Origin of the sequence: Bradyrhizobium sp. Gha, assembly GCF_900113735.1 — a bacterium.
GTDB lineage: Bacteria > Pseudomonadota > Alphaproteobacteria > Rhizobiales > Xanthobacteraceae > Bradyrhizobium.
In genome coordinates, this window is the sequence record NZ_FOQM01000027.1 from 40729 (window position 1) to 62471 (window position 21743).

At 59.0% G+C, this 21743-nt stretch carries 22 protein-coding genes and 1 pseudogene; 9 read left to right on the forward strand and 14 right to left on the reverse strand.

The window, feature by feature from the left end:
• Positions 1–284: 284 nt before the first annotated feature.
• Together BM222_RS27270 and BM222_RS27275 are read right to left on the reverse strand one after the other, a co-directional pair.
• Positions 285–995: a phosphatase PAP2 family protein gene (locus BM222_RS27270; RefSeq protein ID WP_092234874.1), complete on the reverse strand. Its 711-nt coding sequence runs from the start codon at positions 993–995 to the stop codon at positions 285–287.
• A gap of 35 nt (positions 996–1030) precedes the next feature.
• Positions 1031–1268 (reverse strand): annotated as a pseudogene (locus tag BM222_RS27275) (ribbon-helix-helix domain-containing protein).
• 591 nt (positions 1269–1859) lie between these two features.
• Between BM222_RS27275 and BM222_RS27280 the strand changes: the two are divergent.
• Entirely contained in the window at positions 1860–2048 is a 189-nt protein-coding gene (locus BM222_RS27280) for a hypothetical protein (protein ID WP_092234877.1), read from the forward strand.
• Between the two features lie 2101 nt (positions 2049–4149).
• Positions 4150–4395 (forward strand): hypothetical protein, encoded by a 246-nt coding sequence (locus tag BM222_RS27290; RefSeq protein ID WP_143106055.1) that lies wholly within the window; start codon positions 4150–4152, stop codon positions 4393–4395.
• A 67-nt stretch (positions 4396–4462) separates the two neighbouring features.
• Here BM222_RS27290 and BM222_RS40290 read toward each other — a convergent pair whose 3' ends face one another.
• Both BM222_RS40290 and BM222_RS27295 read right to left on the reverse strand, forming a co-directional pair.
• A complete protein-coding gene (locus BM222_RS40290) occupies positions 4463–4666 on the reverse strand; it encodes a tetratricopeptide repeat protein (RefSeq protein WP_143106056.1) in 204 nt (67 codons plus the stop codon).
• A 37-nt stretch (positions 4667–4703) separates the two neighbouring features.
• Positions 4704–5390: a CBS domain-containing protein gene (locus BM222_RS27295; protein ID WP_092235074.1), complete on the reverse strand. Its 687-nt coding sequence runs from the start codon at positions 5388–5390 to the stop codon at positions 4704–4706.
• 128 nt (positions 5391–5518) lie between these two features.
• Between BM222_RS27295 and BM222_RS27300 the strand changes: the two genes are divergently transcribed.
• On the forward strand, positions 5519–5962 hold the full coding sequence (locus tag BM222_RS27300) for a baeRF12 domain-containing protein (protein WP_092234887.1): 444 nt from the start codon (positions 5519–5521) through the stop codon (positions 5960–5962).
• A 247-nt stretch (positions 5963–6209) separates the two neighbouring features.
• On the opposite strand, the gene BM222_RS27305 is transcribed toward BM222_RS27300, so the two are convergent.
• From BM222_RS27305 to BM222_RS27325, 5 genes are all read right to left on the reverse strand, one after another.
• Positions 6210–6389 (reverse strand): hypothetical protein, encoded by a 180-nt coding sequence (locus tag BM222_RS27305; RefSeq protein ID WP_143106057.1) that lies wholly within the window; start codon positions 6387–6389, stop codon positions 6210–6212.
• 255 nt (positions 6390–6644) lie between these two features.
• The gene (locus tag BM222_RS27310; RefSeq protein WP_092234895.1) at positions 6645–8240 is read right to left on the reverse strand and encodes an MBL fold metallo-hydrolase; all 1596 of its coding nucleotides are present in this window, start codon (positions 8238–8240) and stop codon (positions 6645–6647) included.
• Entirely contained in the window at positions 8237–9157 is a 921-nt protein-coding gene (locus BM222_RS27315; RefSeq protein ID WP_244547263.1) for a ribose-phosphate diphosphokinase, read from the reverse strand. Before BM222_RS27315 ends, BM222_RS27310 begins: the two co-directional genes overlap by 4 nt.
• Positions 9154–10686 (reverse strand): thymidine phosphorylase family protein, encoded by a 1533-nt coding sequence (locus BM222_RS27320; RefSeq protein ID WP_092234900.1) that lies wholly within the window; start codon positions 10684–10686, stop codon positions 9154–9156. Before BM222_RS27320 ends, BM222_RS27315 begins: the two co-directional genes overlap by 4 nt.
• A gap of 198 nt (positions 10687–10884) precedes the next feature.
• Positions 10885–11295 (reverse strand): hypothetical protein, encoded by a 411-nt coding sequence (locus BM222_RS27325; RefSeq protein WP_244547264.1) that lies wholly within the window; start codon positions 11293–11295, stop codon positions 10885–10887.
• Between the two features lie 119 nt (positions 11296–11414).
• Here BM222_RS27325 and BM222_RS27330 point away from each other — a divergent pair, with 119 nt between their 5' ends.
• Entirely contained in the window at positions 11415–12173 is a 759-nt protein-coding gene (locus BM222_RS27330) for a CBS domain-containing protein (RefSeq protein ID WP_092235077.1), read from the forward strand.
• Positions 12174–12310: 137 nt separating this feature from the next.
• Here the strand turns inward: BM222_RS27330 and BM222_RS40295 are convergent, their stop codons facing one another.
• On the reverse strand, positions 12311–12526 hold the full coding sequence (locus BM222_RS40295) for a hypothetical protein (RefSeq protein WP_143106058.1): 216 nt from the start codon (positions 12524–12526) through the stop codon (positions 12311–12313).
• 342 nt (positions 12527–12868) lie between these two features.
• Between BM222_RS40295 and BM222_RS27335 the strand changes: the two genes are divergently transcribed.
• Both BM222_RS27335 and BM222_RS27340 read left to right on the forward strand, forming a co-directional pair.
• On the forward strand, positions 12869–13477 hold the full coding sequence (locus tag BM222_RS27335) for a S1C family serine protease (RefSeq protein ID WP_177243497.1): 609 nt from the start codon (positions 12869–12871) through the stop codon (positions 13475–13477).
• 165 nt (positions 13478–13642) lie between these two features.
• Positions 13643–14818 (forward strand): acyltransferase family protein, encoded by a 1176-nt coding sequence (locus tag BM222_RS27340; protein WP_092234907.1) that lies wholly within the window; start codon positions 13643–13645, stop codon positions 14816–14818.
• Positions 14819–15173: 355 nt separating this feature from the next.
• Here BM222_RS27340 and BM222_RS27345 read toward each other — a convergent pair whose 3' ends face one another.
• The 4 genes from BM222_RS27345 to groL all read right to left on the reverse strand — a co-directional run bounded on the left by BM222_RS27345 (position 15174) and on the right by groL (position 18315).
• On the reverse strand, positions 15174–15548 hold the full coding sequence (locus BM222_RS27345; protein ID WP_244547265.1) for a CBS domain-containing protein: 375 nt from the start codon (positions 15546–15548) through the stop codon (positions 15174–15176).
• A gap of 85 nt (positions 15549–15633) precedes the next feature.
• Positions 15634–16155 carry an Hsp20/alpha crystallin family protein gene (locus BM222_RS27350; RefSeq protein ID WP_092235080.1) on the reverse strand — a complete coding sequence of 174 codons (522 nt, stop codon included), beginning with the start codon at positions 16153–16155 and terminating at the stop codon, positions 15634–15636.
• A 243-nt stretch (positions 16156–16398) separates the two neighbouring features.
• Positions 16399–16605 carry a ChaB family protein gene (locus BM222_RS27355; RefSeq protein WP_092234910.1) on the reverse strand — a complete coding sequence of 69 codons (207 nt, stop codon included), beginning with the start codon at positions 16603–16605 and terminating at the stop codon, positions 16399–16401.
• Positions 16606–16692: 87 nt separating this feature from the next.
• Positions 16693–18315: a chaperonin GroEL gene (gene groL, locus BM222_RS27360; RefSeq protein ID WP_092234913.1), complete on the reverse strand. Its 1623-nt coding sequence runs from the start codon at positions 18313–18315 to the stop codon at positions 16693–16695.
• A 195-nt stretch (positions 18316–18510) separates the two neighbouring features.
• On the opposite strand from groL, the gene BM222_RS27365 reads away from it, so the two are divergent.
• The 3 genes from BM222_RS27365 to BM222_RS27375 are packed head-to-tail and all read left to right on the forward strand — an operon-like array spanning position 18511 to position 21687.
• Positions 18511–19785 (forward strand): efflux RND transporter periplasmic adaptor subunit, encoded by a 1275-nt coding sequence (locus tag BM222_RS27365; protein ID WP_092234916.1) that lies wholly within the window; start codon positions 18511–18513, stop codon positions 19783–19785.
• Entirely contained in the window at positions 19782–21008 is a 1227-nt protein-coding gene (locus BM222_RS27370) for an ABC transporter permease (protein ID WP_092234919.1), read from the forward strand. The genes BM222_RS27365 and BM222_RS27370 overlap by 4 nt, the downstream gene beginning before the upstream one ends.
• On the forward strand, positions 21001–21687 hold the full coding sequence (locus BM222_RS27375; RefSeq protein WP_092234922.1) for an ABC transporter ATP-binding protein: 687 nt from the start codon (positions 21001–21003) through the stop codon (positions 21685–21687). Before BM222_RS27370 ends, BM222_RS27375 begins: the two co-directional genes overlap by 8 nt.
• Positions 21688–21743 lie beyond the last annotated feature (56 nt).

Here is a 21743-nt window from a genome sequence, read left to right on the forward strand (position 1 = left end):
GACAAAAAGGCCCCAGCTTCACCAAAGGAAAAGTGAGCTGGGGCACAAGTCACCTTCGCCCAGGTTCTTGATCCCGGGTATCTGGAGAACTTGGCAAGCTCACCGTCGTTCCGCGACCGAGATTTGGCCTTAGGAACGCACACAACAAATGTTAGTTGAAGGCTGCAGATATGCGCAGCGGGGTGGCCGTGTGTGACAAGGGCACCGAGCTAGACAGCAAGATCGCACACTACCAAGCGATGCCCAGAACCAACTACGTGGGCGTGCGACAGGATTTGAGGGAATTATCGGTTGAAGCCGATGAACAGATGAATGATAGCCATGCCGAAACGTCTGGTGATCTGGAAGGCGCCCGAAATTTCGGCCAGCCCGATAAAGAACAGCCCATAAAAATAAGGCGTATAGCGTGGCTCCAACGCAAGGATCGGCGCTGCGAACCGTCGCCTGACCGGTTCGCGGTTGATAACGATGCTGGTTGCGATGCCGATCAGGGCGCCGACAAGCACGTCGCTCGGATAGTGGATGCCGAGGTAGACCCGCGCCACCGCAACCAACGTGGCGAATAGTCCGAAGAACAGGCCCCACCATCTCGAAATCAGCCAGAGGCTGGCGGCGATGGCAAAGAGATAGGTTGCGTAGTCACTCGGGAAGCTGCTCCAGTGTTCGAGGTCTGGGTGCCAGGGCGATGCCATGCTCGGCGGGTTGGCCCCGATGCTGTACATCGGGCGGTCGCGGAAGGGCTCGAGCGTGGATAGCGTGCGATTGATGATTAGCGACGCGGCGACCACAAGCAACATGGTCAAAACCGTTTCGCGCCGCCGCTGCATTTCCTTGTCAGGCCAGTACCACAACAGCCCGACGATGCCCATGAAGAGCGCGCCCTTGAGTATCTCAATACTGTTAACGACGATCCGGTCCAGTGCCGGACTCCAGCCGCAGAAATCGTTCAAGGCTCGGAAGATCGAGACGTCAAGTCCGACAAGAAAATCTGTCACAGGTGCCTGCCTCCGCGTCGACCAAGTGATCTAGATCAACTCGAATGAAAGCACCGACGGCGCTCCCGTGCGCACTGGTCGAGCACGAACAGCCGGATCGCGGACGACAGGTGCCCTGCTGGCGGTTGCGGTCAATCTCACTAACTAGATCCGACAGCGTCATGTTGCGCTGGCTGGAAATCTCCTTCATGCCCGTCCAGAACGCTTCTTCCAGGCTGACTCTGACTTGTGGCCGCCGACCACCATCGATCGTTTAACGATGGGCGATCTCATGCCTATTCCTCGCGCTCGGCGGCCGGCGCACCGTGCCGTCAGGGGCGGGCGTCTGTTCTGGCTCGGCGTTGCAGGGCTTCGGTGGCTTTCCGAAAATACTCTGCCACGCTGAGAAGAGCCTCTCGCTCGAGATCGAGGGAAGCGATGAGCGCATGTTCTCTGCATGCCGTTTCGAGCCTGCGGAATTCCTTCAATTCCCGCTTCGACGCTAGCCCCCAAGCCCGAGGCGACACGTTTAGGATCGAAGCGTCAATCTAGCCAATTGCCGAAAATTCCCGCAACACATATGTAAACCTCGCGCGAAACGTCGCACCCCTAGTTCCGGCTTTGGAACGGGGCGAGCCGTTCGCGCTGGCGGGCCTTGTTCTCGGCGCCGGAACCTTCCTGTAGAGGAGCCGGTACTGGCCTGTTTCCGAGCGCGGTGGCCTGGTTTGATTTTGGGAGTGGCCTAATTCGCCCGCTCACCACAGTCCGGCACCATGACGTGGATCAGGCTTTGGTCCTGATAGAACGAGTCCCGTGAACCCATCATTTGTGGTATTCCAGTCGTTGGCGACCTGCTAATGCGCCCGGGATGATCGGGACGGCTCCATGAAAGACATCCTTGCCCACCTTGAGACTCTTCGGGTGAACATCGCCAAATGCGAGGAGCTTGAGCGGTCGGCCAAGAGCGATATCAAGCGAAGCGTCTTTCGCCGCACGGCGGCGCACTACAGGGTTTTGGCTGGCGAACTGGAGCGCGCATTAGCTGAAATGCAGGCCAAAGACGCCGCAGAGTAAGGCCCTCAGTCGGCCTCTCTCGCCTTTATCGCTCGACCCTGGTCACCTCGCTCGAAGTCGGGTCGGATGTCGGCACCGCGGCTGCCGCAGCCTTGACAGATGAAGCGCGGCTCGACTCGGACAGCCTAATTTCGTCGGGACAGCGATCACATGCCCGCCGGTTCACGCTGGCGGACCTTTTTTCCCATGTGGGGACACAAAAGCTTTTGTACACGTGGTCGTGATGAAGTCGGGAAAAATCGGCAATTCCTCAACGCACGTGCTACCATGCAACCTATTTTAGAGATTTGTATTAGGAGCTACCATTGCCAGCAAGTATTGGATCGATTGTTTCTGCCTATGTTCGATTGAAGAACCGGCAAGCTCTGGAAGATATGCGAGAGCTTCGGCGCCAGTTGCTTGAAGGGCTACAGTCCACATCTGCGTCTCAGTCTCGAGAGTCTATACTCGAGGATCTCCGAGCGATCGAGGAAGGGCTAGAACAGCTCCAGACGCGCTAGCGGCTTCTCGATTGCACTGACTACAGTTGGGAAAACATGGCACTGGCACGAACTGCACATGCTTCGGGTCTTAACCTGGATTAGATTTCGAAAATGCGCAAAGAGCTGGCTGCTTGGGCATTCGCGATCGGGGCTGGTGTCTTCACCGTGGCCGCCGCCGCGATACTCATCTTCGGGGCTTGATCTACCTCAAATCGCTTGATCCCGCACGGATGCCCTTTTGCCTAAGGCAGGACACCGAGCGGGTGCAGCGATGCAGCGTTGGATATTGCACCTGTCGCCCTCGCAGCCATCCTGTCGATGGCGCTTGCTGCTTAGCCCGACGGCCATCCTTGGATGATGCCCCGCATGATCCGAGCGAACATTCTCGCCAAGCGGAGCGCTGGGCTGCGAAGCATCTGCTCCGGCCGCAGCCGACGCGATGGAAGATCATCAAAGTAGAAGTAGACGTCCCGCTGGCGGACGGTCCGATCCAAGCGGACCCGCACGACCGCAGCGCGAGCAAGCTGAGAAATCGTGCGTTCGTGCAGTCGATCCAAATTGTACCGTGCTGAAACCGAGCATCCAAAAGAGCCAAGCGACGCCGACCTCGAGATCGCGTGCGTCGCGACCTTTTCCTCGTGGGCGACCTAGAAGTTCATTCAGAATTGCAAGACCGGCATCGAAAGCTTCAGTTACAACGCGCCGTGGTCGCTCCGTCTACAATCTAACTTTGTTATCGAGCTGCAACGAGCTCCAAAAGAGGGGGTTGTAAACGGCTATTCTGGCTTCTTGGCGAGGCCAGGGAGGTGCACGCGCTAAGTAGCGGTTTCTTTGTAGAGCTCGGCCTGGGCGAGCGTCTCCCAGCCGAAGATCGCCATCAAGTTGGTGCGGCGTCGCACCGTTCTTGGCCGCTATGGTCGCGCCGGCCCTGCGGAGCCGGTGGGCGCGTCCGGGCACCTCGGCTCGAGACAGCGGCTCGTACCAGTTGCCCAGCCCCTTAGTGCTGTAGGGTTTGCCGGACTCGGTTTCCAGGCCTTGGTGGCGGCGAGCTCGGCCTCGAAGCATTGGAATGACCATGGCCATGCGTGCCTTCGGCATCCCAGAAGACAGGATCAAGGTGCTTTGGCGCCAAACCGAGATCGAGGCAACGCAGCCCTGTCCGACGCTGGTCGCTTGAGCAAATCCAACTCAACCATGAGTTTTGCACTTGGGCTCGGGTTGAGTATGATCTCTATTATTTGGCCGTATGATCCTCTTGGGAGGCTGCAATGGATTACAATTTAAGATGCCGAATAGAGAGAACTGAAAAAGCCTAAAGCCGATGGGTCATCTTGACCAGCATCAAGGCATCGCAGATTTCTTTGCGTATAATGCGATCATGGAAGCGAACCTAAAACACCGTGCAATCAGCAATCCGGGCGCGGCAGGACCGCTACTGCCACTGCACCAGAAGCGTGCGGCAAAGGCTCCTGCTCGAAGGTGGACACGCATCAGTCCCACGGTCTCGTGGTATGGAAAAATACTCATCATCGGGGCCCTGCTGGTCACGTTCGGGTGGAGCTGTTTCACCTGTTCATAGCCCTTACGACCCTGGACTGATCCGGTCGGGAGGCGAAAGCATGCGTCGCAATTTCACTTTGCCAGAGCTTGAGCACAGGCTGGATGAGCTCAAAGCCGGAACGCTTGTTCAGATCAGTCGTCAGGACTACGAGCGGCTGTTCGGGCTCAATGACGCAGCGCTAGGCCGCGTGCGCAACTTCGCCCGTTCTCACAGATGCACCGCGAGCTTCGCAGACACGGCGGTTCTGTTCAGAAAGCACGTTGCCGCAGCAGGACCGCAGATCGAGCCGCTCGGGGAGCAATAGATCGGCAAGAGATTGGTCCGATAGAGCGGCGCCACCGGTCTCCGCCATCGTTCAAGCAACTACCGCATCAAGACGGGAAGTCAGCCGGCTGCACATCAATGCAATGAGCGTGTAGCGACCAATCCCGAATTTCGCGCAGTTGGGCAGAACTGTTGCGTTGCCAACGCGGTGCATCGGGCGCATCAATGTCAATGACGCGCTGGCAGGCCTCGCAGGGTTGCCCCTGATCGCCGAGTACGTCTTTGAGGAAGCAGACGGTGAAATGGGCCATGGCGCACCTCGTTTCTCCGCGCCGAATCCGGCTGCAGTCAATAGACAAAGACCGGGGTTTCAAGCAGGTGGTCATTAACGGCCTGGACGCCGGGGATTGCCTCAGCGGCTATGCGAATTGCCGTCCGTTCCGCCAGTGACGGTGCGAAACCCCAGAGGTCGACCACTCCGTTCTGGACCGTGGCGTTCACATTGAACGTATGAGCCCACGGTTGCTTTTTGAGCTCGTCGAAGAACCTCTTCCTGATGGCTGCATCGGGAAGCGAAATCTCAAGCTTAGGCTTGGCGCTCGCAATTGCTTGAAGCAGGTTGGATCGGCTGACGATCCCGACGAGCTGACCTTCTCTGTTGACGATCGGGACGCGTTTGATCTGCCGTCCTTCGAGAAGCATTGCAATGTCGTTCAATGGTGTCTCTGGCAACGCGGTCGCGACGTCTTGCGTCATGATGTCCTGCACTTTGATCGAATGCGATCTGATGTAATCAGTTGCCAGTTCGGCGTCGCCGGTAAGCCAGCTCAGCCACCAGGAGTAGGAGCGTTCGGTGCCGCTTTCCGCCCGGTGCATGAGATCGCCTTCACTCACAATTCCGAGAAGCTTGTTGTCGGAATCGACCACCGGTACCGCGCTGATCCGACGTTCCAACAGGATCTTCGCCACCTGTTGGACGGATGCGTTCGGGCCAACCGTCACGACCGGGGACACCATGATATCGCGCGCTTGCATGACAGGCTCCATGTCGGCTCATCAATTTCCGCGATCCTGCCGGATAGTGAGCCCTCCAGCTTGATCCGGATCAATCGGCTCGGTCGAAGTAGCGATAGCAATTGGCAGTATTCACGGAGGAGGCCGGAATGGTCAGGATCCCGCATCGCGCAGTCGTGTTCGTAGGTGATGGACGGAAGGCGCTATTTCTGCGCAACGAGGGCGACGAAAAGTTTCCGAGCTTGAAGACGGACCGGGTGTTTGAACACGAAAATCCTTCGACCCATTCACAAGGGAGCGATCGGCCGGGTCGTGTCAGCAAGGCTTCCCATTCGTCCCAAAGAAGTGCCGTCGAGACGACCGATTGGCACGAGCTCGAGGAGAGCCGCTTCGCAAAGCAGGTCGCGGCGGCCGCTGAACGTCTCATCCGCAGCGAGCAGTCGACGCGGCTCATCGTCGTTGCACCACCGCGGACCTTGGCAGAGCTTCGGTCCGCTTTCCATGACGATGTCAAGCGCCGGATCATCGGCGAGCTAGACAAGGAGCTCACCAAGCACCCGGTCGGCGAGATCGAAAAGCATCTCCAAGGCTAGTGCGGCGGATAGATCCTCGTGGACGCGGTTTGGTCTTGCTCAACCGGCCATCAGGCAAATTGGCCCCGCTCTCGGGGAAGACTGTCAACTTTGTGAGCAAGTCGACAGGTTTGAATCGCTTCGAAATGCTATTCACGGATTAAGATCGGCCGACCATCAGTGTCTCGCCATCGACCTGGTCGACCCGGAAGTCTTCTATTGAACGCGCAGAGGCTGCAGCGAAGAGCGGAGCTCCGTAGAATCTGGCTTAGCTTTGCAGATCGGCAGTGCGCCGATCTGCCTCCGGCAGTTGACGCTCTAGCCAATCGGCAATGGCTTTGTACTCCCTTTTCATTTTTTCGAGTTCTTCTCTCGTTTCTTTGTGCTGCGTAAGGGCCACCTGCACTTGGCAAGTCCGCTCCAACTCGCGGTACACGCGATGAGGCATGGCGACCTCCCTGTCACTAAGGCTGCCGCAAGTAAGCACCTATTTCTGGATTCAGGAATTTACCCATGTGAATCATCGGACGATTTGTGCCTCTCGGGAAAGGCTCTTGTGTTTTCCTCCCGAGGAACGCGTCGGGCACAGGAAATCGCATCAGGATGTCTCGGGCTTTCCTGACGATCTCTCGTAACCGTCCAATCTCGTCGATTTCTTGTTAGGACGGCAGATGAAGGACAGGTAGTGGGGTAACTCGGCGGGCTACTCCTGCTCAAGCGCTCGTCGGAGTTTCCGCACGATCACACCTCGCGCGCGCTCGTCCGCCGCAGCCTCAATCTGGTCATTGATATCGAGGATCAGTTTGGACATGTCATTGTGCCAATCGAGGTTGACGACGGCATCCGGAGAAAGCCTTCGCGGTCGAGCCACATCGACCGGCGTTGGTGCGGCTGTCGACAGGTCATAGGCATCGTCCAGCATAGGCGTGAAGATCTGGGCGGTCGGAACGGTTCGCTCCGCGACCCGGTTCAAGAGACCTCCTAGCGCTCTCTCTTCACCATGGACCATGAAGAGGCCGCGACGGATGGGGCGCCTGGCGGCGATCCACCGAGCGAGTTCTGGGCCGTCAGCGTGCCCCGAGTATTCGTCGATATATCGAATTCTTGCTCCGACCTTGACCTCCTCGCCCTGGATCCTCACTGCCTTCGCGCCATCGCTCAGGAAGCGGCCGAGGGTGCCTTGCGCCTGGAATCCCGTGAGCAGAACCGTGCATTCCTTGCGCCACAACCACCGCTTCAGGTGATGGCGGATACGGCCAGCATCGCACATTCCGCTCGCGGCAACGATGATGTGAAAGCCGGAGAACCTGGCGATCGCCTTGCTCTCGTCGACAGTTTCCGTGAAGTGCAACTGGGGAGAGGTCAGGAGCCGCTCGATGTCGATGTGCGGATCGAGGCTGGCGGCGTGGTTCCGGAAAACCTCGGTGGCGCGAATGGCCAAGGGTGAATCCAGGAAGATCGGTGCCGCCGGGATCTCGTTGCGCGCCATCAGATCGGTCAGGTCAGCGATGAGCTCTTGAGTTCGTTCGACTGCGAAGGCCGGAATCAGAAGTGCGCCACGCGCCGCGGCGGCGTCGCGCACTTCCTGAGCCAGGTGCGAGCGGCGCACGGCCGGCGTCGTCGCTGGCCGATCGGTGTCACCATACGTGGATTCGCAAAATACATAGTCCAGGTCGGTAGGCCCTTCTGGAAGGGGCTCCAACAATTTGGCGTCGGGGCCGATATCCCCTGACATCAACACTCGCAACGGGCGTTCACCTGCGCCTTGATCCGGGATTTCGAGTTCAATCGATGCCGAGCCAAGCAAATGGCCTGCATTCCAATAGCGAGCGCGCACGCCCGGTATCACCGGGTACCATGACTGGTACTCGACTGGCCGAAACGCATCGAGCGCCGCGATGGCATCTGCTTGCGTATAAATAGGCGAGACGGCGGCTCGCCGCCGTGCAGCATTCCTGCGGTTCAGGGCGAGAACTTCGGTCTCCTGAATGTTGCCAGAGTCGGGCAGCATGTAGGAGCAAAGATCTATGGTGCCGCGAGTGGCGAAGATCGGGCCCGAGAAGCCGTCTCGCTTGAGCTTCGGTAACAGGCCGCTGTGATCGATGTGAGTGTGTGTAAGTAATACGGCGTCGATATCAGATGGATGAAATGGGAATGCGCCGTAGTTTAGCGCTTTCAGTGTCTTCGGTCCCTGGAAGATTCCGCAATCCACGAGAAATCGTCCGCTGGGCGTATTGAAGAGATAGCAGGAGCCGGTCACGGTGCGGGCGGCCCCGCAAATCTGGACTGTGATGCTCACATTAGCCTCTCATTCTCGTGCACGCCGACCACCCTCCTGCGCAGCGCGCGAGCGAGGAGAGCGTTCAAGCTGATGGCGTTTGTGGGATGCGGTACGCTGTTCGTGGACCTCATGGAACGGATACCGGCGCCGCCGAATGTCTTCATAAGCAAAGGAGGAAAAAGCGCATGCACGACGATCACGTCGATGGACGAAGATCCCCGCGCTCTAAGAGCCCGCGCACAGGCGGTGAGCGTTCCGCCGGACGACACAATGTCATCGATGAGCAGCGCCCGGCGACCGGCAAACATCGCCGGGTCCATAAACGCGATCTGCACCTCTTGATCGCCTCGGCGTACCTTCTTTGCAACGCTATAGGGAAGTCCGAGCCGACCAGCGATGTCGGCTACCCATGTGCGAGACTCTTCATCTGGCCCAACTACTACGGTTTCCCGAGATACTTTATCGGCGCGAAGCAGAGCTTCGATCGCAGGAGCGGCCGACAGATTGTCCGCTTCAGCTCCAGGGAAGACGCTGGCAAGGCTGGACGTGCGATGGAGATGTGCATCGAATGTTATCACGCGATTGAAGTTTGTCGCCAGAAGATCGCCGATGGCACGCTGGCTGATTGCTTCACCCGGATGGAATGCTGCGTCCTGGCGCATGTAGCCCAAATAGGGCGAAGCGAGCACCAGCCGTTCGGCTCCATTGCGTCGCAAGGCCACCGCGGCGAAAAGCAGAGCGATTAATTTTTCGTTGGGTTGATTCAGCGAGCAACAGACGATTGTGGTCTTCCCCGCCGGACCGACAGTTGTCCGCAACTCGCCATCCGGAAATCGGTGCAGATCGATCGCGTTCCCGTCAATGTCGAGTGCCTTCGCAAGCCGGGGTCCAAAATGAGCTGAGCTCGGCATCCATTGAACAGCACAGGAGTTCACGCTGTTCCTCCAGCCTGGGCATTGATCTGGTAACCAGTGTCCAGCTTGGCCATGCCGACTGCGAGGTCAAACCCCGATGGCTCGAACGCGTGGATCCGAAACAGCGGTTCCCCCTGCTGGACGCGGTTGCCGATTTTCTTGAACAATTTGATGCCGGCTCCCTTGTCGAGCGGTGCGCCGGCAGTCCTCGCCAGCCGGTTGAGGCGCAGACAATCGATCGAGGAGACGACCCCATCTCGTTCGGCCTGCACGTCGATGACGAGGTTGCCGAGCTGGCTCGTGGAGGGCGCCGGTCCTTGCACCTCGATGATCTTCACCATTTGCCGGAGCGCCGCCCCGCTGTTCAAGAGCTCGCAAGCACGCACATAACCTGCTCCGCCGCGCAGGCCGGGATCCTGTTCCAGGAGATGAGCTGCAAGCCGCAGCGATTTTTCGCGAAGGTCGCGCGGTGCACTGGGCTCATTGGCGAGCACCGCCATCACATCCTGCGCTTCGAGCACCGGGCCGATCCCGCTGCCGATGGGCTGTCGTCCATCGGTGGTCACGACCTCCACTTCAAGGCCGAACCGATCGCCGACGAACTGGAAAAGCTTGCGGAGCCGCATGGCTTCCGATGCTGTTGTGACCTTCGCGTTTGGTCCAACAGGGAGGTCGACCAGAAGATGGGTCGACCCGGCCGCGAGCTTCTTCGACATGATGGAGGCGACCATCTGCTCGTGGGTATCGAGCGCAAGGGGACGCTCGACACTGATCAGGATGTCGTCTGCCGGAGACAGATTGACGTGGCCGCCCCACGCGAGACAGCCGTTGCATGACGCGACGACCTCCTTCATCGCCTCAACGCTGAGGTCGACACGTGCCAACACTTCCATCGTGTCGGCCGTTCCAGCGGGCGAAGTAATGGCCCGCGAGGACGTTTTCGGTATCGTCAGCCCGTGCGCGGCCACGATCGGGACGACGATCATGGACGTGCGGTTGCCCGGGATGCCGCCAATGCAGTGCTTATCGACGACGGTCTTCGAGCTCCATCTGAGCTGCGTGCCGGCTCTTGCCATGGCCTCCGTCAGCGCGATCAGCTCTCCGGATGTCATGAAATTGGCGGAGCTGACCAGGAATGCGGCGGTTTCCATGTCTGAATAGCGATAGTGCGCGAGGTCGTCCACAATTGCGCCGATCTCGGCAGGCTCAAGCGTCTTCCCCTGTATCTTGGCGCGCACTGCGTCCAGGCTGGGCGGTGAGGGAGCAGGCGCGACCGAGATGTGGGTGCCGGCCGGCTGTCCAAAGCGTCGAAAGGCGGGCTCTGCCATACCGAGTTCGTCCGGCCCGACCAGGCCGTCGTCGTCGGTTAGGAGCACGGTTGCAAGTTGAGTATTCGAGCCGCTGCGGAGCTCGACCCTTGAAAAACCTCGAAAGAGTTCGGGACGCAGGGCCGTAGACCGGCGGGAGATCACGACGACATTTTCCCGGCCCGTATCGAGGCTGACGCGGCGGGATTTGAGTTGTGCGCGGCCGGGCGGAGCACAGGTCATCACGAGCTCTCTATCGCAGAAAATCAAGAATAGAGCTCGCCGGGGCGACCGACTTGCGGCAAATCAAGTAACCCAGCTCGCGAGAAAAGCGTCGAGAATTGCTCATCTCAGCGAGAGGAGGCTGCCCGCAACGTCTCCAAGTAGGCCACTATGGCCTCGACCTGGTACTCGGAAAGCCGCGGATTGGGCATGGCTTGATCAGGCCCGAGGCGGCGATGATTTGATGTCAGAAACGTTCGTAGCCCATCCGAGGAAAACGATGATCGGCTCCCAATCTCCGTAAACCGGGGCGTAGGCCTTGTTGAATGCTGCTATGTCCTTGGATTGTAGAGCCTGCCGGACGGCCTGGAGCTGTTCCTTCGTGCGACTGGCTCGCGATTGATCGGCCAAAAGCCTGCCTGTGGCTTCGAGGTTGCTGTCGATCTGTTGAAGCTCGTAGTTTGCCAAGCCCCAGTTGCTGAGCTTGCCCGCAAACCACAGCTTTGCGTGCTGAAGCTGAATTTTGGTCATGATGTCCGACAGTGTTGTGGACACGTCGGCCGGCGCCCCGGCGCGGGAGGCCGATAACGTTACTAAGATCGCGACCAACAGAAGAAATCGCAGGCGCATGATCGATAGTTTCCGATGTCGGCGATCTAGTTCGCATGTTCATTCGTCCTAGCGTTGATTTCGATCAAGATGTGATTTAGCCCGGGAAATATCTCTGGGCTCTTTCCGGAGTGAACCATATGCGCGCCCATCACATCATGTCCCGGCGAGTCCTGACGATAAGGCCAGAGGCTCCGGTCTCGGACGCGATCAAATTGATGCTTGCGCATCATATCAGTGGTCTGCCAGTCGTGGACGCGGCAGGAAGCCTGGTGGGCATGCTGTGCGAGAGCGATTTTGTCAGACGGGGTGAAATCGGGACCGCGCACGAGCGCAATCGATTGCTTTCGATGCTGATGGGATCAGAGCGGGTCGCTGGAGAGTTCGTGAAGGAGCGCGGACGCAAGGTGGAGCAGGTAATGAGCCGTGGGCTTGTGACCACCACTGAGCAGGCGCAGCTCAATGAAGTGGCGGACATGATGGAGCGGCGGCACCTGAACCACATTCCGGTCATGCGCGATAACCGCATCGTTGGTATCATCACACGAACCGACTTCCTGTCAGCTGTCGCTGGATCGCTGATCGGCGTTTCAGGCTATTCCGGAGGGGACAATAAGCTCCGCCGAGCGGTCCTCGCGGCTTTGGCCAAGATCGCCTGGCAGCCGATCGGGCTGAATATCAGAGTGAAGGACGGTGTGGTCTTGTTGCGTGGCGTCATCTCGGGTGAGAACGCGCATCGGGCCGTCATTGTGACTTGCGAGAACGTGCCGGGCGTTGGTCGCGTAGACGACCAGCTCTACCTTCAGTCCACGCGCCCCGACCCTGAGGACGAATACGGCGGGGGTGATTTCGTATCGCTCCCCATGGAGCCGTCCACGCTAGATGATGAGCCGCTATAAGGGTCTATAGGCGCTCAGCGGATGGGTATTCGGTCTCCGCTGATGACAGAGATCTATAGAGACGCTCCCACCTTTGCGCTTCCGAAATCATAAATGACCTTGATGAGTTCGTTCGTCGGTCGATGTCCTCTGCCCTGTTAGATCGGACGCTTTTCGATCCGTGCCATCTCGATGAAATTGTGGTTCGGGCGCTGCTTGTAAACCGTCTGAGTTGCCATCGATCGCCCATTTGCGTCCAGATGAGCCAGCTTGGTGCCCAGCATCGTTGCCATCATCGCGATGCTTGCGAGGAGGGTCGCCACGACTATCCTCAGGTGAGTGGACCTGTCTGCAGTATAAATTGAGTGGTTCATTGCAGGATCCTGAGGCAGCGAGCCGAACAGCATATTCCTTCTATCGCTTTTAACGAGAGGCTAAAATTCAGGAGCGTAACCTAAGGAAATCTCCGTAGGTCAACCTCGCGGCCTCCGTGAGGGCTTTGCGAATCCTCAAATCGCTACTGGTCGAATTCGCTAGGCTGCCCATACAACGTGACGCGGGCCGCCCGAGGGGATGCAATGAGGAGCACTACATTTTCCGGATGTTCAACATGGGTCGGCATTTCCTTATTCAGTCTGCTGCTGCTCGCTGGTGCGAATAGCAGTTGGGCTTACGACTACCAAGACGAGGGAGAGATTGCCCCGACGAGAGGAGTCGTGGCTCTCGCGAAGCGGATCTCGCCGGCTGTGGTCGGAATACGAGGCTGGGGCGTTCCGTCCGAGCCGCAGATATTCGATCCGGAAGGGGGATTTCCAGATCCCCCAGCGCTCCGCGAGTGGCAGGGATCAGGCGTCGTCGTGGACGCCCTGGGAGGCCTGATCGTCACTGCAAATCACGTGGTCGCAAGCGCGACGACCATAAAGGCGTTTCTCCAGGACGGCCGAGCTCTAGACGCCGTTGTGCTTGTAAAATCCGCCCGAGATGACGTTGCGCTGCTTCGCGTCGAGCCAGACACCTTGCGAGCATTGGCTCTGGAGTATCCAGGCAGGCCTGACGTCGGAGAGCCGGTGATCGCGATAGGAAATCCTCAGGATTGGGGGCAGAGCGTAACGTTTGGCATCGTGTCGGCCTTGCACCGCTCCTGCCCAGGAATCGCGAACAGCGATCTAATTCAATCGGATGTCCGGGTCAGTCAGGGGAGCTCGGGAGGAGCATTGGTGAACCTCAAAGGCAGGCTGATCGGCATCGTCGTTGCGCGAAGGAGCGGCTTCGCTTTCGCAGTACCGGTAGATGCGGTCCAGAGGCTTTTTTTGGCTGCTCAATAGCACCATTTGCGATCCGCTCGTCCGTAAATAGGTGATGGCGAGCTTCATGCAGACGGTCTTACAGACCCCGTCAACGGACGATCGCCCTCTCACCGGCTTGATGGGCATCAACGCGCCTTCTGGACGAGCGAGCAGATTGAATTCTCTTGGTTCAAGGCTCGGCGCATGGGTTACCAATCCGACTTAGTGCACGGTCATGTCGAGAAGCGGCTGGTTTTCATCGACACACTGCGTCTTGCGGCTGTCGTTTTTGTGATTGTGCATCACGCCGCTCAAGCCTACGGGCCCACTGGCGGCTTTTGGCCCGTACACGATCGCGCTCAAAGCGATTGGTTCACGCCGTTCTATACAGCCAATGCCGCATTTGGCATGGGACTGATGTTTTTGCTCGCCGGATATTTCGTTCCGCCGTCCTATGATCGAAAAGGCGCGCGCCGTTTTCTCATGGGACGATGGCGGCGTATCGGTATTCCCCTCGCAACCTTCGTTCTGCTGGTCCACTTGCCGGTGGTTTATCTGGTCGAGGGAGCGCCCCAATCGCAGCTATTCTTCACAGGTCTTTATGAGCGAGGCTGGCAGCCGATTTATCTGCATTTGTGGTTTGTTGCACATCTGCTGCTGTATTGCTTGGCCTACGTGGCCTTACGGCAGACTTCTGGATCGCTCGGACGCGCTCGGAAATTACCTTTGCCCGGTCATGCTGCCATCGCGTCGTTTATTGCGGCGCTCGCGCTCGTCACATGGTTCGTGCGGGTCTGGTATCCGGTCGATAAATGGGTGCCGTTCCTGTTAATCATGCCCGCTGAACTTGCCCATGTGCCGCAGTACATGGCGTTCTTTGCTGTCGGCGCACTCGCGTATCACGGCGACTGGTTTCGCAGAATGTCCACGACCGACGGCCTAATCTGGCTGGCCGTCGGCGTGATTGCGTCCGGCGGCATCTACGTTGCGTTTGGCTTCGGGTGGTGGAAGATGGCACCGGGCGGGCTTGGCCTAGAGTCATTGATGAGAAGCAGCTGGGAGACGGTAATCGCGGTCGGGGCTTCAACTGGGCTCATCATTGCCTTTCGCGAGCTGTTCGATCGTCCCAATCACCTACTCAGGGTGATGGCCGAAGCGAGCTTCGGCGCCTATATCCTGCACCCTGCGATCGTTGTCGCGCTGCAAGCCGCAATTGCAGACCTGACGATGGCCGCCTTCGTCAAGTTTGTCTACGTGTCTCTGCTGGGGACGGCCGGGGCCTTTGCCGTTGCGCACCTAGCCCGTCAGTTGCCCGGTATCAGAGCTGTACTAGGTGCGACTTCGCACGGGGAGACCTCTTCTGTTTCCTGGTGGTCATGAAACGATTTGCATTCGAATTAGGTTTATCGGCGATCCTTTGTTCGCTATGGCTCGCATGGGATATCGTGTCGCCGCAGCCTCGTTCCAAAGAACTTCAAAATGACCTTCAGGAAGTCGTCTCCGGATTTTTGGCGGACGAACCACTTGTAAGGAATTGCGAGATGTCGGTTATGCGGGGCGATGGGTCATTCGCGTGGTCGGGTGCCGCTAGCTATGCTCACGACCGAGTTTTGATGATCGTGAGATATTACGCCGCCGCAAGAAGTTGGTCGCTATGGGGACGAAGCGGACATGCTTTAGTCGCATCACGCCGCTGGGTTTATGTGTAGAATCTCACGATTAAGTCCGCGGGCGCTCAGCCCGCCGCTCTCAGGTCTTCGGGTGACTCCACGGCGTACCCGATATCCCCCAGCGAAGTCTCTTCCTGGACTGTGATGACTTTTCGGGTCATGACGTCTTCGACCTTTCGGCCGCGCTCGTGAATGAACTCTGCCGCCGCCCGCCCTGGTCCCATAAAGAATTTCAGCCAAGCCGCATGGTTCCGGCCCGTGCCGATCTCGCTCCGGCGGAGAAAATCGCTTTCCGAGACGATGCCGACGAGATTACCGGCATCGTCGATGACCGGCAGGCCGCTGATGTGCATCCGCAGCATGATCTTCGCAGCGTCCTCGATTGTCGTGTGCGGCGTTACGGCGACAACATCTCGCGTCATGACATGAATCGCGTGCATTTGGCTGTTCTCGGCAGGTTGAGGGGGCGATAAGACTTGTGCGGCAGGAGGCGGCGACTACGGCCGCCTCGTGCCAGCGAGGCCATCAGGCGGCTTTCACATTAATGGTCTTGGCCGGCTTCTGGGCTTCTTCTGTCTTCGGCAAGACGACCTTGAGCACGCCATTCTTGAAGGTTGCCTCGATCTTGTCGGCGTTGACACCGTCCGGCAGCGCGAAGTAGCGCTCGAAGGAGCCATAGCGGCGCTCGGAGACGTAGTAGTCCTTCTTCTTCTCTTCGGTCTCTTCCTTCTTCTCACCCCGGATGGTGAGACCGCCGTTGACGAGCTTGACGTCGATGTTCTTCTCGTCGAGGCCGGGAAGTTCGGCGGTGATCTCGTAGGCCTTGTCGCTTTCGGCGACATCAACGGCCGGCGCTGCAACCGACTTTGAGAAATCGCGTTCGAGCCGCGCGAGCGACCGGAACGGCCGATTCCAGAAACCATTCCCGAAATCGTCGAAGATCTGATCGATCTCGCTCTTCAACGCCTGGAATGGTCGCCAAGGCTCACCGGCGGGTGCGGGCGTCGTTGTGGATCTCGTGACGGGAAGCTTGGTCTCAGTTGCCATGATCATTTCTCCTTCGAGGTTTGACCATCTCGGTCGGCCAAGAGAGTAGCCATGAGCACAGAAAGGCAGGTTGATTTTGCTCAAGGCTGAATTGGAACGGCGAGCATCTTTAGGCAGTCGCTGAATAATTGCGAGCGAGTTGCGCGAACTTGCCAAGCAGTGGGTTCGGCATATGACGTAGAATGTGTCAGAAAAACAGACGTTCTTTGGTGAATAGGAGAGATGTGTCCGCTTCGACGTGCACTACTTCGGCACCCATTCGTCCCCGTCTTTGACATACAAACGCTTCACGGCTGCCCAAGCCGTTCGATGTGCTATCTCTTCCTGGCGAACGTCATCGGGATGAGAGGCGAACGCATGGTTGAAAGCCTGCCGATAGATGTCCATGGCATGAGGCGGCAAGTGGTGCCGCACTGCCGGCGGAAGATCTTCACTCGTTCGATAGGGCATCTTGATCCACCCCGAAAAGCATTGCCGGTGGAAAATCGATCTGGCGATGGATAGAGAGCCGAGAGCAGGGCGTGGGAGGTGGCAGCGCTACATAGCCAAATCCCGCTCAGGCATCCGCTCGGGCTTCGTTTCCGGAATTTCGGTCATCGTCGCTTCCGTGAGAAGCAGCACGCTCGCGACGGATACTGCGTTTTCGAGCGCGGTCCGCACAACCTTCACGGGATCAACAATGCCAGCCTCGACGAGGTCGATATAGACCTTTCGAGCGGCATCGAAGCCAAAACTCCCCTGGCTTTCCAGCATCCGGGCCACGACGACGCCGCCGTCGGTCGCTGAGTTTTCGGCGATCTGTCGTGCCGGTGCTTCGAGCGCTCGCTTCAAGATCTGCACGCCGGTTCGCTCGTCGCCTTCACAAGCCGTCTCTTCCTTGGCAACTGCAGCGACGGTCCGAAGCAGGGCCAGACCGCCTCCGGGAACAATTCCCTCCGCAACCGCGGCTTTGGTCGAGCTGATGGCGTCGTCCAAGGCCTCCTTCTTTGCCTTCATTTCGGCTTCAGTCGGCGCTCCGACCCGGATCACTGCGACGCCGCCCGACAGCTTGGCGATGCGCTCTTCCAGCTTCTCCCGGTCGTAGTCGCTGGTTGTTTTCTCCATTTCAACACGGATCTGCGCCAGCCGCGCCTCGATCCTGGTGCGATCGCCGCCACTGCCGATCAACGTGGTATTCTCCCGGTCCGCGACAACCCGCGCGGCGCGGCCGAGCTGTTGCAGGCTTGCGGTCTCCAGTTTCAAGCCGATCTCCTCTGAGATCACCTGGGCGCCTGTAAGGACGGCAATGTCTTCCAGCATGGCCTTTCGTCGGTCACCGAACCCGGGTGCCTTGACGGCACAGGCCTTGAGGACGCCTCGCAATTGATTGACGATGAGAGTTGCAAGCGCTTCGCCTTCGATGTCCTCGGCGATTATCAGAAGTGGGCGTCCGCTCTTGGCGACCTGTTCCAACAGCGGGACCAGATCGCGCAGCGCGCCGATCTTGTGATCGCATAGGAGGACGTAAGGGTCCTCCAAGGCCGATTCCATGCGATCCGCATCAGTGACGAAATAAGGGGACAGAAAGCCGCGATCGAACTTCATTCCTTCGACAACGTCCAAAAGGGTCTCGGTTGTCTTGGACTCCTCGACGGAGATCACGCCATCGCCTCCGACCTTCTCGATTGCGTCGGCGACCAGCTCGCCGATGGACAGGTCATTATGTGCCGAAATCGTGGCAACTTGCACCTTCTCCGCCCTCGTCTTCACGGGCTTGGCCATGGCGTGCAGCGCGGCGATGGCGGCCTGGGTTCCACGATCAAGTCCGCGTTTGAGGTCGATCGCACTGGCGCCCGCGACGACGTTCCGGACGCCATCCGAGAGGATCGCATGGGCCAGAATGGTTGAAGTGCTGGTGCCGTCTCCGACGACATCGCCGGTCTTCTCGGCCGCTTGCCGGAGAATCTGAGCGCCAAGGTTTTCTTCTGCGTCCTTGAGATCGAATTCCTTGGCGATGGTCACGCCATCGTTGCAGACGATTGGAGTGCCCCAAGATTTTTGAATTAGGACGGATTTCGATTTGGGGCCCAGCGTGACCCGAACGGCGTCGGCAAGCAGGGAAGCGCCGCGCAAGACTTTTTCGCGGGCCGCGGAATGAAATAGGACTTGTTTGTGCGCCATCGGGTTGCCTCAAGCTGCTGTCGTTCCATCAGTTAGTTTCGTACGATCGCGCGCAGTTGAGTTGATCCTGGTCAAACGACAGGCCGACCAACGGGGGTGAGCCTGATGTTGACCTAGCGCAATCGCGCGACAGGCAGCCGCGGTATTTTGAGTAGAGCCGCTAATCCAATCGGCTGGTTCGGGCACGGCACAGTCATGGTCGAACAGGTGTTACCTCTGTCGAAGCAGCAGCATGGCGGCCGCCTTTCTGCTGAAGCAACGTGGTCCGTTCTCATTGCCCACAGATGGTTTTTCCTGATCCTTGTGGTCCTGCTGGGTCTTGGTGTCTGGCAGGGCGTGCGCGTCCTGTTCGGACCTGCCGTCGTGGTCGATCAGGTTTCGCAGGGCCGGTTGATTGAGACGGTAGTCGCCAGCGGGCATGTCGAGACGCCTTATCGGGTCGAGATCGGCAGCCAAATCACCGGGACGGTCGAGGAGGTGCTGGTCGAGGAAGGGCAGAAGGTCACCAAAGGTCAGCCGCTGATTTCTCTGGAAGCACGAGAGTTGAGGGCCTCCGTCGTGCAGGCCCAGGGCGCGGTAGCTCAGGCCGAAGCTCGGATCAGGCAGCTCGAGGAACTCGCGCTTCCTTCGGCGAAGGAAGCTCTGACACAGGCCGAAGCCACGCTTCTAAACGCGCAACAGACCTACGATCGGACCGCACAGCTCGAGCGGAATGGCTATGCGACGCGAGCGGCACTCGACGACGCGCAGAAGACGCTTGATGTGGCTCGCGCCGTCAAGCGTGCCGTGGAATTTCAGGTCTATACCGCGAGCCCCGGCGGTAGCGACTATGTCATGGCGGAGACACAGCTCAATCAGGCGCGCGCTAATCTGGAGACAGCGGAGTCCCGTCTCGGCTATGCGACGATTACGGCCCCGCGTGACGGCGTTCTCATCACCCGCGGCGTTGAGCGTGGCACGGTGGCGCAGGCAGGAAAGACGCTTCTGGTGCTGGCACCCTCGGGCGATTTGCAATTGGTGCTTCAGATCGACGAGCGAAATCTCGGCCGGTTGGCGTTCGGACAGGCGGCGCTCGCATCGGCCGACGCTTATCCCGACCAGCATTTTTCTGCTGTCGTCACCTACATCAATCCGGGCATCGACATTTCCCGCGCCACGGTCCAGGTAAAGCTCACGGTCGCCGAACCGCCGGCCTACCTGCGTCAGGATATGACTGTGTCCGTCGACATCGAGGTCGCAGCGAAGGACAATGCGCAGGTGCTTCCCTCACGCTCGGTGCACGACGTATTATCCGGTCAACCGTGGGTGCTGACAGTCAAAAACGGCCGAGCTATCAGGCGCCCAGTGAAGCTTGGTCTGCGTGGTAGCAGCCAGATTGAGATCGTTGAAGGTCTGCAAGCCGGCGACATTGCAATCCCGCAGAGTTCGGGCGTTCTCACTGGGCAACGCTTACGGACCGTGCTGCCATGAACCCCTGGCTCCCATTCGAGTGGATCGCGGCCGTGCGCTTCCTGCGCGACGGGAGATTGCAGACCATTTTCATCATTGGCGGCATTTCAATCGGGGTCGGTGTAATCGTCTTTATGTCCGCGATGCTCGCCGGCCTCGAAGCGAACTTCATCAAGCGCGTGCTGACTTCGCAGCCGCAGATCCAGCTTCTCACCCCCGATCAGATAGCGCGTCCGTTGCACAAGTCCGCCGGCGAGATCGAAGACGCTGCCGTGCAGCGTCCGAGCCAGCGAGTGATTTCGATCGATCAATGGCCGAAGATCCGCGGCCAGATGCTTGCGATGCCCGAAGTCACCGCGGTCTCGCCGACGATCACCGGATCGGTTCTGGCCCTGCGCGGCGACGCCAGCCGGGCCGTGACGCTGACAGGGATAGAGCCGGAGACATATTTCGATATCGTCAAGGTTCCGGATTATATCTTTGCCGGGGAAGCGCGGCTGACCAGCGAGGATGTCGTCATCGGTATTGAGCTGGCCAAGAATCTTGGCGCGACCGTCGGCGACAAGCTGAACCTGCAGGCCACCGGCGGCGCCAATCGTGTGCTGACGATCTCCGGCCTGGTCGATTTCGGCAACAAAGGCGTCAATCAGCGCGTGGCATTTGTCGCGCTGCGCACCGGCCAGTCGCTGCTCGGCATGATCGGCGGCGTCACGACGATCGACATGAAGATCAAGGATATCTACGCGGCTGAAGTCATTGCTCAGCGAATCCAGGCCGCAACACCAGTTCAAGCCGATAGCTGGATCGCCACGAATGCGCAGTTCTTCACCGCGGTTCAGGCACAGATTTACACGAATACTCTGATTCGTATTTTCGTAGGCCTTTCCGTCGCGTTCGGCATTGCCGCAGTTCTCATCGTTTCGGTCATCCAGCGCTCGAAGGAAATCGGCATCCTGCGAGCCATGGGCACGTCGAAGGGCCAGATTCTCCGCGTGTTCCTGCTTCAGGGGGGGCTCCTCGGTTTCATCGGCTCGATCTTCGGCGCTGCGATGGGTGCGGCTGCGCTGATCTACTGGCATGCTGTTGCCCGCCAGGCGGATGGCAGCGAATTCTTCCCGCTGATTCTGGAACGAAGCCTGTTCGTCTACACGGCAATCCTGGCCACCGTGACCGGCTTGCTCGCTGCAACCGCGCCGGCTGTGCGCGCCGCAAAGCTCGACCCTGTGGTGGCGATCCGTGGGTGACGGGATACTCAAGCTCGAGCACGTCTGCAAAGCCTACAATGTCGGGCTGCCTACGCAGGTCGAGGTGCTGCACGACATCGATCTCGAACTCGACCATGGCGAGTTTCTGGCGCTCATGGGGCCGTCCGGTTCCGGGAAAAGCACGCTCCTCAATATCGTCGGTCTACTTGACCGGCCGACCTCCGGCCGTCTGCTGATCAAGGGCAGGGATACCGCGATACTCGGAGATGATGAGCTCACGCATTTGCGAGGTCATACCATCGGCTTCGTGTTCCAGTATCATTTGCTGATATCCGCATTCACGGCCCGCGAAAACGTGATGATGCCGATGCTTGCCGATCGCGGATTTCCAAGCGTGGAGCTCGGAAAGCGCGCGGACGATCTTCTGCGTCAGGTCGGTTTGGAGAGGTTCGGGAGCAACCTTGCCAACAACATGTCGGGAGGCCAGCAGCAGCGAGTGGCAGTCGCCAGAGCGCTTGCCATGAATCCCGACCTGGTCCTGGCTGACGAGCCGACCGGCAATCTCGACACGAAATCGGCGGATTCCATCTTCGAACTGATGCGACGCGTCAACCGGGAGAGCGGTACGAGTTTTCTGCTGGTTACCCACAATCTAGATCTGGCACGTCGGTGCGACCGGATCATCCAGGTTGTTGATGGGCGGATTGCGGGTCACTGACCATTGTGCGCGAGCCGATCAACTGATTGGCAATGACAACGCAGCGCGGCGGTCGC

What these genes read in the sequence shown, in the direction of transcription:
- BM222_RS27370 (WP_092234919.1), top strand. Translation starts at nt 19,782, where the DNA reads ATGAACCCCTGGCTCCCATTCGAGTGGATCGCGGCCGTGCGCTTCCTG.
- BM222_RS27355 (WP_092234910.1), bottom strand. Translation starts at nt 16,605, where the DNA reads ATGCCCTATCGAACGAGTGAAGATCTTCCGCCGGCAGTGCGGCACCAC.
- BM222_RS27290 (WP_143106055.1), top strand. Translation starts at nt 4,150, where the DNA reads ATGCGTCGCAATTTCACTTTGCCAGAGCTTGAGCACAGGCTGGATGAG.
- BM222_RS27295 (WP_092235074.1), bottom strand. Translation starts at nt 5,390, where the DNA reads ATGCAAGCGCGCGATATCATGGTGTCCCCGGTCGTGACGGTTGGCCCG.
- BM222_RS27340 (WP_092234907.1), top strand. Translation starts at nt 13,643, where the DNA reads ATGGGTTACCAATCCGACTTAGTGCACGGTCATGTCGAGAAGCGGCTG.
- BM222_RS27305 (WP_143106057.1), bottom strand. Translation starts at nt 6,389, where the DNA reads ATGCCTCATCGCGTGTACCGCGAGTTGGAGCGGACTTGCCAAGTGCAG.
- BM222_RS27280 (WP_092234877.1), top strand. Translation starts at nt 1,860, where the DNA reads ATGAAAGACATCCTTGCCCACCTTGAGACTCTTCGGGTGAACATCGCC.
- BM222_RS27350 (WP_092235080.1), bottom strand. Translation starts at nt 16,155, where the DNA reads ATGGCAACTGAGACCAAGCTTCCCGTCACGAGATCCACAACGACGCCC.
- BM222_RS27330 (WP_092235077.1), top strand. Translation starts at nt 11,415, where the DNA reads ATGCGCGCCCATCACATCATGTCCCGGCGAGTCCTGACGATAAGGCCA.
- BM222_RS27300 (WP_092234887.1), top strand. Translation starts at nt 5,519, where the DNA reads ATGGTCAGGATCCCGCATCGCGCAGTCGTGTTCGTAGGTGATGGACGG.
- BM222_RS27365 (WP_092234916.1), top strand. Translation starts at nt 18,511, where the DNA reads ATGGTCGAACAGGTGTTACCTCTGTCGAAGCAGCAGCATGGCGGCCGC.
- BM222_RS40290 (WP_143106056.1), bottom strand. Translation starts at nt 4,666, where the DNA reads ATGGCCCATTTCACCGTCTGCTTCCTCAAAGACGTACTCGGCGATCAG.
- groL (WP_092234913.1), bottom strand. Translation starts at nt 18,315, where the DNA reads ATGGCGCACAAACAAGTCCTATTTCATTCCGCGGCCCGCGAAAAAGTC.
- BM222_RS27325 (WP_244547264.1), bottom strand. Translation starts at nt 11,295, where the DNA reads ATGCGCCTGCGATTTCTTCTGTTGGTCGCGATCTTAGTAACGTTATCG.
- BM222_RS40295 (WP_143106058.1), bottom strand. Translation starts at nt 12,526, where the DNA reads ATGAACCACTCAATTTATACTGCAGACAGGTCCACTCACCTGAGGATA.
- BM222_RS27320 (WP_092234900.1), bottom strand. Translation starts at nt 10,686, where the DNA reads ATGACCTGTGCTCCGCCCGGCCGCGCACAACTCAAATCCCGCCGCGTC.
- BM222_RS27345 (WP_244547265.1), bottom strand. Translation starts at nt 15,548, where the DNA reads ATGCACGCGATTCATGTCATGACGCGAGATGTTGTCGCCGTAACGCCG.